The following is a 9,776-nucleotide window of genomic DNA, read 5'->3' as shown; positions in this document are numbered from 1 at the left end:
CTCACCCCCCTCCCTAACCCTCCCCCCCAAGGGGGGAGGGAACAAAACCAAAACCGGGCCGGCCCCGTCGTCTGGTTCCACGGCGTCAGCGTCGGCGAAATTCACCTGCTCGCCACCGTCGTCGCCGCGTTCCGGAAACGCCACCCGCACGCCACCTGCGTCGTCTCTTCGACGACCGACACCGGCCTCGCCGAGGCACGGTCGCGGTTCGCGGACTGCACCGTGGTCGCGTGGCCGTTCGACTTCTCGTGGGCCGTCGCGACCGCCCTCGACACGATCCGGCCGAATCTGATCGTGCTCGCCGAGGCGGAACTCTGGCCGAACTTCCTCGCCGCCGCGAGCGACCGCGCCGTCCCGGTGGCCGTCATCAACGCGCGGATGAGTCCCCGCAGCTTCTCGCGTTTCAGCCGCGTCGCCGGGGCCGCGCGCCGGCTGCTGTTCCGCCACGTCCGCGCCATCGGCGTGCAGTCCGAGGATTACGCAAGTCGCTTCCGGCAACTCGGCGTGGGGGCCGTCCGCGTGACCGGGTCCGTGAAGTACGACGGCGCGGTCGGCAACCGCGACACGCCGAAGGGCCGCGAGTTGAAGCGGCTGCTAAACGTGCCGCGGCTACTCGTCGCCGGCAGCACGCACGCGCCGGAGGAGGCGCTCGTCCTCGCCGCGTTCCGCGAACTCCGCGACCGGTTCCCGCAACTGCACCTGCTGCTCGTGCCGCGCCACCCGGACCGGTTCGCGGAAGTGACGGCGATCCTCGATCAGTCCGGCCTGCCGTTCGCGCGGCGGAGCCGGATCGTGGAGCCGCTGATGCCCCCGCCGCCGGTGGTGCTGCTGGACACGGTGGGCGAACTCGGCGCGGCCTGGGGCCTGGCGGACGTTGGGTACGTCGGCGGGACGTTGGACGGGAAGCGGGGCGGGCAGAGCATGATCGAGCCGGCCGGGTACGGCGTGCCGACGGCGTTCGGCCCGCACGTCTGGAACTTCCGCGACGCCGCCCGCCGGCTGGTCGAGGCCGGCGGCGCGGTCATGGTCAAGGACGCGGGCGATCTCGTCCCGGCGTTCACGCGACTGCTCGACGACGAAACCGCGCGAACGGCGATGGGGGCCGCCGCCCGGCAACTCGTCCGAGAGCAACAGGGCGCGACGGGGCGGACGCTCGACTTACTCGACGAGCTGCTCGGCGAAGGGGCGCGGGCGAAACGGGCGGCGTGATACAATACCGCCGACCCGTGCGGAGAGCGGACCATGGCGTTCAGCGATTTCAAGTACCCGGACGTGATCGACGACTTGGGCTTGATCGAGCGGTCCGTCGCCGACCTGTTTCCCGACGTCCCGCCGGTCGCGCCCTCGGCCGCGCTAGCCGCGAGCTTGCCGGGTAACGTCCGCTTGGCGACGACCGCCCACAGCGAGGCGTCCCGCTCGACCTGGATGGTCGGCCCGGTCCTGGCGGACTTTTGGAACCGGTACAACGGGCGGATTAGTTTGTTCGCCGGGATCGAGTTTTCCGCGGACGAGGAGGCGGGGCTGTCCGGGTACGTGGACTTCATCATTGGCCGGTCCAACCAACTGCCGCAACTCCGCGCGCCCGTCGTATTCCTGGTCGAGGCGAAGCGGGACAGCATCCCCGGCGGTCTGGGCCAGTGCGTCGCCGGCATGGTCGGGATGCGGCGGTTCAACGCGCACGCGAACAAGCCGATCGACCCCCTCTACGGCCTCGTGACGACCGGGAGCTTGTGGCGATTCCTCAAGCTGAGCGGGAACGAATTGACCATCGACTTGAACGAGTACCTCATCTCCCAGACGGATAAAATCCTCGGCATCCTGACACACATCGTCCAACCGGACCGCCCGGCCGCGGCAGCGTGACCATGCCCCCGCTCGCGTACCTCAACGGCCGGTTCCTGCCCGCGACTGACACCATGTTGTCACTCGCGGACGCCGGGTTCACGGCCGGGGCCACCGTCGTCGATAACGCCCGCACCTACGGCGGCCAGCTCTTCCGCTGGCCGGACCACCTCGCCCGCCTCCGCCGCGACTGCGGGCGGTGCTTCGTCCCGCTCGTTCCCCACGATGCCGAGCTGACGCGGATCGCCGAGGAACTGCTCGCGCACAACCGGGCGACGCACGACCTGCACCTCGTCACGGCCGCGACGCCGGGGCCGCCGGGCGGGCCGCCGACGCTCGCGATGACCACCTACCCGATCCGCGTCGAGCGGTACCGGCCGTTCTTCACGCACGGCGTCGCGCTCGCCGTCGCCGGGACGCAATCGGTCGCGCCGGACGACCTCCTTCCGCCGGCGGTGAAGCACCGCAGCCGCCTGCACTGGCACGTCGCCGAGAACCGCGTGCCGTCGGGAACCGTGGCCGTCGTGCTGAACGGCGGCGTGCCGGACACGGCCGTCGGCGGCGTCGCCGCCGTCGCGCCGGACGGCGCGCTGCTCCTCCCGCCCGCCGGGTTCGTACAGGAGAGCATCAGCTTGAAGGTGCTGGGCGAACTCGCGGCCGGGTTGGGAATGCCCGTGCGGGAAGGCGCGTTCGACGGCGCGGCCGAGTTGCTGCTCTGCGGGACCGGGTTCGGCGTCGCCGGGGTGCGGGCGTGGACCGACGGCCGCGGCACGCGAACGTTCCCCTGGCCCGGCCCGGCGTACCGGCGGCTGCTCGCCGCGTGGTCGGCGCTCGTCGGCGTGGACATCGCCCGGCAGTTCACCGGATAAAATGACCGCCCCACTCGGAACCCCGTCATGCGGCCGTCGATCCTCGCGCTCCTACTCCTCGCCGTTCCTGCGTCGGCCGGCGTTTACTCGTCCGCCGAGCCGTGCCCGTTCGCCGTGAAGCCCGACGGCACGGTCGGGGAACTCTCGTTCAACCCGGACAAGAGCGGCCGGTTCAAGCAGGAACTCACGAAGTACGAACTCATCCTGAACAGCGACAAGAAGAGCTCGGAGCGCGATGCCGTGCTCGCCCGCCTCCAGACGCAACAGCCGCCGGCCGACCGCGCCGCCGACCTGATTCGCCTCGGCAGACTCGACGACGCGCTCAACCTGTTGGAGCCGCGGACCCGCGACCGGGTGCTCGACTTCCGCGTGCTGGCGAACCTCGCGCACGTCTACGCCGTGCGCGGCGACTGGGCCGACGCCGTCCGCAAGCACTCGTCCGCGTGGCTCGACGCCGACTTCCCCGCGGACCTGCCCGGCGCGTCCGCGGACCAGCGGAAGTGGCTGCAGCGGGTCGAGAAGGAGTTCTACCCGCGATGGCTGAAGGCCCACCAGCAACAGGCCGAGCGCCGCGTGTCACCGGAGGCCGAGGACGTGCTGCCGCTGTTCGACGCGAAGTTCGTCAACGACGCCGGGCAGTACGAGCCGGGCAAGCTGGCCGCCGCGGAGAAGGCGAAGCTGCCGGCGGACGCCATCGCGGTCGTGCAGCAACTGTTACTCTGGTCGCCGACCGACACGCAGTTGCTCTGGCTGCTCGCGGAGCTGTACGCCGCCGACGGGCGGTTGCGGGAGGCCGAGGTGCTGTTCGACGACTGCGCGTGGAGCCGGTCGTTCTCGAACCGCCGGGTGCTGATGGCCCACCGGGAAGCCGTCCGCCGGGCCGTCGCCGCGCTGCCGGCCCCGCCCGAGGAACAGTCGCTGCTCTCGCCGGAGAAGCCGAAGAAGGAGGCGACGCTCGAGGACATCGGCCTGAGCCGGACCAGCCTGATCGCGTTCGCGGCCGTCTTCGGCACGATCGCCGTCGGCCTTATCGCGTTGCAAATCCGCGCCGTCCGCCGACGGGCGAAATCCCGTATATAGCCGCCGGCTTGCCGGCGGGGCTTTTGAGCGCGCAGAACCCCGCCGGCAAGCCGGCGGCTATATGACTGCCATCGCATCGCATTTTGTGTACACTTATTCATTATGAACGAAACCTACCAAAAGGCCCGCCGCCACCTGTCGCGGCGCGACCCGGTGTTGAAGGCCGTCATCCAACGCGCCGGCAAGTGCCTGCTCGAGCCGAAGCCGGACGACCCGCTGCGGCTGCTCGTGCGGTGCGTCATCTCGCAGCAAATCTCGACGAAGGCGGCCGCGTCCATCTACGACCGGCTCGCGGCGAAGGTGAAGGAGCCGTTCACCGTCGCGAAGCTGCGGAAGCTGACGGAGGCCGACTTCCGGGCGTGCGGGTTCTCCGGCGGCAAGTACCGGGCCGTCGTCGCGATTCTCGACCACGTCACCGCCGACCGCGCGTTCCTCAAGTCGCTGCCCGACTTGGAAGACGAGCCGTTCCGCGCCGCGGTGACGCAGATCAAAGGCCTCGGCCCGTGGTCGGCGGACATGCTGCTCATGTTCGGCTTCGCCCGCCTCGACGTGCTGCCGGTCGGCGACCTCGGCATCAAGCTCGCGTTCCGGGACCTGTACGGGCTGGCCGAGTTGCCGACGGCGGCGCGGATGGAGGAGATCGCCGAACCGTGGCGGCCGTACCGGACGGTGGCGTCGTGGTACCTGTGGCGGACCCGCGACGCCGCGTGGAAGGGCGCGGAGATGACTTGAAGATGAACGGGTGAAGGGGTGAACGGGTGAAGGGGTGACAAAAAACATCGCCCGTGGCTTGGCCATTTTCAACCGTTCACCCCCTCACCCGTTCACCCCTTCACCGAACGGCCGCGTGCCGTAAAACTGACTCGCATCACCAGGAGGGCACACGGCAATGGCGGACCCGCTCGGCATCGCGCTCGTCGGCTGCGGCACGGTCGGTACGGGCGTCGCCAAAATCCTCACGGATCACGCCGACCGGATCACCGCCCGCACCGGCGGCCGACCCGTTCAGATCAAGCGAATCGTCGCCCGCGACCCGGCGAAGGCCCGCGACATCACCCTCCCCGTCACGACCGACTGGCAGGCAGCCGTCGCGGACCCCGGCGTGCAGGTCGTCGTCGAGTTGATCGGCGGCACGACGGTCGCGAAGCAGGTTGTGCTCGCGGCGCTCGCGGGCGGCAAGCACGTCGTCACCGCGAACAAGGCACTGCTCGCCGAGCACGGGCTGGAACTGTTCGATGCCGCCCGGCGGGCCGAGCGGGTCGTCTGCTTCGAGGCGGCCGTCGCCGGCGGCATCCCGATCATCCGCGCCCTCGGCGAGAGCCTCGCGGCCAACCAGGTCACCGGCATCCAGGGCATCCTCAACGGCACGTCGAACTTCATCCTGTCCAGCATGGCCGACCACGGCGACAGCTACGCCGACGCGCTCAAGGAAGCCCAGCGGCTCGGCTACGCCGAGGCCGACCCGACGCTCGACGTGGACGGGTCGGACGCCGCCCACAAGCTCGCGGTGCTCGCGCAGATCGCGTTCGGCGTGACGGCGAAGCCGAGCGACATCGAGAAGCAGGGGATCGCCAACATCGACGCGATGGACACCCGGTTCGCGGACGAGCTGGGGTACACGATCAAGCTGCTCGCGGAGGCGTGGGTCAGCGGCAGCACGGTGGCGCTGCACGTCGCCCCGGTGCTGCTGCGGCACACCGACCCGCTGGCGCAGGTCCGCGGGGCGTTCAACGCCGTCCTCGTGACCGGCGACGTGGTCGGCGAGACGCTCTACCAGGGGCCGGGGGCAGGGATGATGCCGACGGCGTCGTCCGTGGTCGCCGACGTCATCGACATCGGCGTCGGCCGGGCGCAGAAGACGTTCGCGGCGGCGAAGCTCTGGAGCGGGGACAAGGGGTTTACGACCGCGCCATCGGAGAAGGTGCGATCAAAGTTCTACCTGCGGGCGCTGGTGCGGGACGAGCCGGGCGTACTGGCGGACGTGTGCCGCGGCCTGGCGAACGAGCGGATCAGCATCGCGTCCGTGATCCAGCACGAGGCGCTGGAAGATCATCCGGAGCAGATCGTGCCGCTGGTCATCATGACGCACGTGGCGGAGACGGGCCGCTTCCGGGCGGCGGCCGCGGCGCTCGGGAAGCTCCCCGGCGTGTGCGGCCCGGCGGTGTACTTCTCGGTGGACGACTAAACGACCGTAGCGACCGCCGTTGACGGTTTTCACCCCGAAGGGGTGGGAGCGCTCAGCCCAGGGCAAGGGCCGCAGGCCCGCCGCCCTGGGTAGGGACCGCAACCACCCGGCAGGCTGAAAGCCTGCGACAAGGCCCTCGCGGACACGCACGCGCCTCCGCGTCCCCGCGCCCAGGGCGTTGCCCTGGGCTGAGCGCTCCCAGGCCGTTGGCCTGAAAACTTACAACAGCCCCGGCAACACTTCCGCCAGCCGGTCGATCTCCGCTTCCGTCGTGTAGAAGTGGTGGCTGATCCGCAACAGCACGCGGTCCGGCCGCTCGTTCAGCGGAACCTCGATCCGCTGCTCCCACAGTTTCGCCCGCAGTTCCGGGACGTTCACGCCGCGGGGCAGATCGCACGCCGTCATCGCGCCGCTCATTCGGCGGTCGGCCGGGGTCGCCAGCTTCAACCCGAGTCGGTCGAAGACGCCGCGGGAGTACGCGGCCAACTCCGCGTGCCGGTCGCGGATCGCCTGCCAGCCGAGCGCTTCCTGGAACGCGATCGCGGCCGGGGCCGCCAGCCACGGGCACACGTCCTTCGTTCCTTCAAATTCGAGGAACCGCGTCCGTTGCGTGCTGCCGAAGGCGTCGGGCGCGTCCGGCCCGGCCGCGGCCCCGTGTTCGCCGATGGGGTAGGCGTCCGGCTTGTACCCCCAACTCACGTGCAGCGGCTCGACGTGCCGGTCCCAGTCGCGGACGGCCACGAACCCGCAGCCCACCGGCGCGAGCAGCCACTTGTGGCAGTTCCCGGCGTAATAGTCCGCGCCGATGTCGTCGATGTTCAGGTCCACCATCGCCGGGGCGTGCGCCCCGTCCACGACCGTCAGGATGCCCCGCTTCCGCGCCTCGGCGACGAGTTCCTTCGCCGGCAGCACCATTCCGGTCGGCGACAGGGCGTGGCTAAAGAACAGCACCTTCGTCCGCGGTGTCAACGCATTCACCGCGGCGTCCACGACCTCGCCGGGGTCGCGCGGCATCGTCGGCAGCGGGAACGTCTTCACCTCCAACCCCTGCCGGGCCGCGGCGCGTTCCCAGCACCAGACCATCGACCCGTATTCGTGGTCGGTCATCAGGACTTCGCCCGGCGCGTTTAGGCCAATCCCGGCCGCCACGAGGTTGATCGCCGCCGACACGTTTGTCGTGAAGACGAACCGCTCCGGCCGCGTGCCGAGGAAGTGCGCCGTCTTGACGCGGGCGTCCCACAGTAGCGGCGGCAGGGTGCGGACGAAGAAGTTCGTCGGCCCCATCGCCATGAGGCGGCGGACCTCGTTGGCGGCGGCGAAGACGGGTGTCGGCGTCGGGCCGAACGACCCGGTGTTGAGCATCGTGACCGTGGGGTCGAGCAGAACCTGCTCGCGGGCGGCGGCCCAGTCGGGGGTGTGCATGGGGCTAATCTACTGGCGGGCCGTGGAAACGCCGGTTGCCCCTTGATTTGGTGGGTAGCGCACTTTTATCCTGATGGGACACCCCGCGGAGGCCCGTCGGATGGCCGAGAAACAGAAACTGCCCTACCCGCCCGCCCCGGCCGACGTGCCGGACGACCTCACCGACTACCCGTCGAAGTACGTCACCCAGGAGTGGCTGCTCCTCGGCTGCTCGTTCGTCTTCCTGCTCATCTACTTCAGCCTCGTCATGTTCACCGGGTTCATGACGGCCTGGATGCTCATCTCCATCCCCCGCGCCCCGGTCTGGCCGATCTTCGGCGCGATCTTCTTCGCCCTCTGCTTCGCGGTGCTGGTGAAGGGGTTCTTCAAGAGCGCGTTCTACGAGAAGGAGCTGTACATCGAGCTGAAGCCGCGGGACCACCCGAAGCTGTTCGCGTTCATCGAGCGGGTCTGCGACGAGACCGGGGCGGAGGAGCCGAACAAGCTGTTCGTGTCCGCCGACGTGAACGCCGGCGTCATCATGCACACCAGCCTCGTCAACCTGTTCGTGCAGCCGAAGAAGGACCTCATCCTCGGCCTCGGCCTCATCAACTGCCTGAACCTCAGCGAGTTCAAGGCCGTCCTCGCGCACGAGTTCGGCCACTTCAACCAGGGCGGGTTCGTCGGGGCGTACACGAACGTCGTCAACCGCATCATCCTCGACCTCGTCGCCGGCCGGGACTGGTTCGACGCGTTCGTCGATTGGTTGAAGACCTCCGGCGGGATCGGCACGGCCATCGGGTTCACCATCGGCGGCGGCCTCTGGATCGTCCGGTCCGTGCTCCTCGGCATCTTCAAGCTGATGAGCTTCCAGCGGTTCAACATCGCCCGCGAGCGGGAGTTCCACGCGGACCTCGTGGCCGCGAGCGTCGCCGGGAGCGACGCCATCGTCCACGGGCTGTTCCGCACCAAGCACGGCAACGAGTTCCTGAACTTCGCGTTCGGCGAACTCCGCAAGGCCGCCGACCACAAGCTGTACACGGCCGACATCTACTTCCACCAGCACGCGGCCGCCGACATCGTCCGGAAGAAGCAGAAGAAGCCGAAGCTCGGCGTCGCCCCGAAGCTCGACGGCCCGACGGCCGGCAAGAAGGTTCAGGTGTTCGACCCGGACGAGGAAGAGGACCCGGCGGACGAGGGGGACTACCACCCGTCGAACTACGACCGGGAGGAGAACGTGAAGGCCGAGTTCGTCGCCGCGACGATGGACGAGCGGTCGCCGTGGCTCTTGTTCGACGACCCGGCCGACCTGCGGGAGAAGATGACGTACAAGTTCTACCGCATGTACGGCCGCATCCCGAAGGGGACGGAGCTGGCCGACCCGCGGAAGGTGCAGAAGTTCATCGACGAGGAGCACGCCGAGACGACCTACGACGCCAAGTACGAGGGGAGCTACGACGGCCGGATCATCGACCCCGGCGACCTCGACGAGCTGAACGAACTCATCCAGAACGAGCCGTGGCCGGACGAGCGATTGGCGACGGTGTACACGAAGCTCTACACGGAACTCGGCGACCGGGCCGAGACGCGTAAGGAGCTGATGGAGGAGTACGACGCGCTGATCGCGAACACCGGCCCGGCCCGCGGCCGGAAGGCGAAGCGGCTGCTCAAGGAGGTCGAAGGGAAGCTCGAAAAGAGCGACGAGTGGTTCCACTCGCTCGACCGCCGGGTGTACCTGGTGTTCGTGCAGATGGCCTACCGGGTCCACAACGACCTGTACTACGACCTCATCAACCGCTACCGGTTCCACATGGCCGTCCAGGGGATGTACAAGTCCGCCCGGATGCACCAGGGGCGGGCGCACGTCACGCTGAACATGATCTCCGGGGCGGAGCAGATCGGGCAGGACGACTTCATCGAGCTGATGCACGTCCTCCGCGAGGGCCGGTCGGCGCTGAAGAAGATCCTCCGCGGGGCGAAGGAACTGGACATGCCGGCGATGAAGAACTTCGAGGAAGGCGACCGGCTCGCGGACTTCCTGTTGGACGAGGAGATCGTGAAGGAGTTGCCGGAGACCTATGTGAAGGGGAAGTGGATCGACAAGATGATGCGGCAGCTCGACCAGGTGATGTCGAAGTCGGCCCGGCTGCACGGCAAGAGTCTCGGCGGCATCCTGCGGTTGCAGGAAGACATCGCGGCGAAGTTCCTGGCGAAGACGCAGCCGGCCGCCGCCCCGAAGGTGGCGCAGGCAATCCCGCTCAGCCCGCCGCCGGGGGGGTGAAAGCCGTCAGAATGGCCCGCAGTTTTCGCGGCCTTGGGGGGCGATGTATGGGATTAGACCCGAAAGCCTAGTGTGGTGTTGTTAGTCTTGATCTGGGCCGGAGTGCGCGGCCACAGCG

The 9,776-nt window shown here is 68.9% G+C and carries 8 protein-coding genes; 7 read left to right on the top strand and 1 reads right to left on the bottom strand.

The features are described from left to right. The 6 genes from AC5JJ2_RS00145 to AC5JJ2_RS00120 all read left to right on the top strand — a co-directional run. A partial coding sequence (locus tag AC5JJ2_RS00145; protein WP_495855928.1) for a 3-deoxy-D-manno-octulosonic acid transferase occupies positions 1 to 1,209 on the top strand: 1,209 nt, incomplete at its 5' end. A gap of 33 nt (positions 1,210 to 1,242) precedes the next feature. Continuing rightward, on the top strand, positions 1,243 to 1,863 hold the full coding sequence (locus AC5JJ2_RS00140) for a hypothetical protein (protein WP_495855927.1): 621 nt from the start codon (positions 1,243 to 1,245) through the stop codon (positions 1,861 to 1,863). 2 nt (positions 1,864 to 1,865) lie between these two features. Further along, on the top strand, positions 1,866 to 2,711 hold the full coding sequence (locus AC5JJ2_RS00135) for an aminotransferase class IV (protein ID WP_495855926.1): 846 nt from the start codon (positions 1,866 to 1,868) through the stop codon (positions 2,709 to 2,711). A gap of 27 nt (positions 2,712 to 2,738) precedes the next feature. Next, entirely contained in the window at positions 2,739 to 3,791 is a 1,053-nt protein-coding gene (locus AC5JJ2_RS00130) for a hypothetical protein (protein ID WP_495855925.1), read from the top strand. A gap of 102 nt (positions 3,792 to 3,893) precedes the next feature. Beyond that, positions 3,894 to 4,523 carry a DNA-3-methyladenine glycosylase family protein gene (locus tag AC5JJ2_RS00125; protein ID WP_495855924.1) on the top strand — a complete coding sequence of 210 codons (630 nt, stop codon included), beginning with the start codon at positions 3,894 to 3,896 and terminating at the stop codon, positions 4,521 to 4,523. A 157-nt stretch (positions 4,524 to 4,680) separates the two neighbouring features. Further along, entirely contained in the window at positions 4,681 to 5,976 is a 1,296-nt protein-coding gene (locus AC5JJ2_RS00120; protein WP_495855923.1) for a homoserine dehydrogenase, read from the top strand. A 219-nt stretch (positions 5,977 to 6,195) separates the two neighbouring features. Here AC5JJ2_RS00120 and AC5JJ2_RS00115 read toward each other — a convergent pair whose 3' ends face one another. Beyond that, positions 6,196 to 7,398 (bottom strand): aminotransferase class V-fold PLP-dependent enzyme, encoded by a 1,203-nt coding sequence (locus AC5JJ2_RS00115; protein WP_495855922.1) that lies wholly within the window; start codon positions 7,396 to 7,398, stop codon positions 6,196 to 6,198. A gap of 100 nt (positions 7,399 to 7,498) precedes the next feature. Here AC5JJ2_RS00115 and AC5JJ2_RS00110 point away from each other — a divergent pair, with 100 nt between their 5' ends. Beyond that, entirely contained in the window at positions 7,499 to 9,658 is a 2,160-nt protein-coding gene (locus AC5JJ2_RS00110; protein WP_495855921.1) for a M48 family metallopeptidase, read from the top strand. The last annotated feature ends 118 nt before the right edge of the window (positions 9,659 to 9,776 follow it).

It is taken from the genome of Limnoglobus sp., from assembly GCF_059499385.1.
The sequence above is the reverse complement of the archived record's forward strand: the minus strand, read 5'-3'. Positions and strand labels throughout refer to the sequence as shown.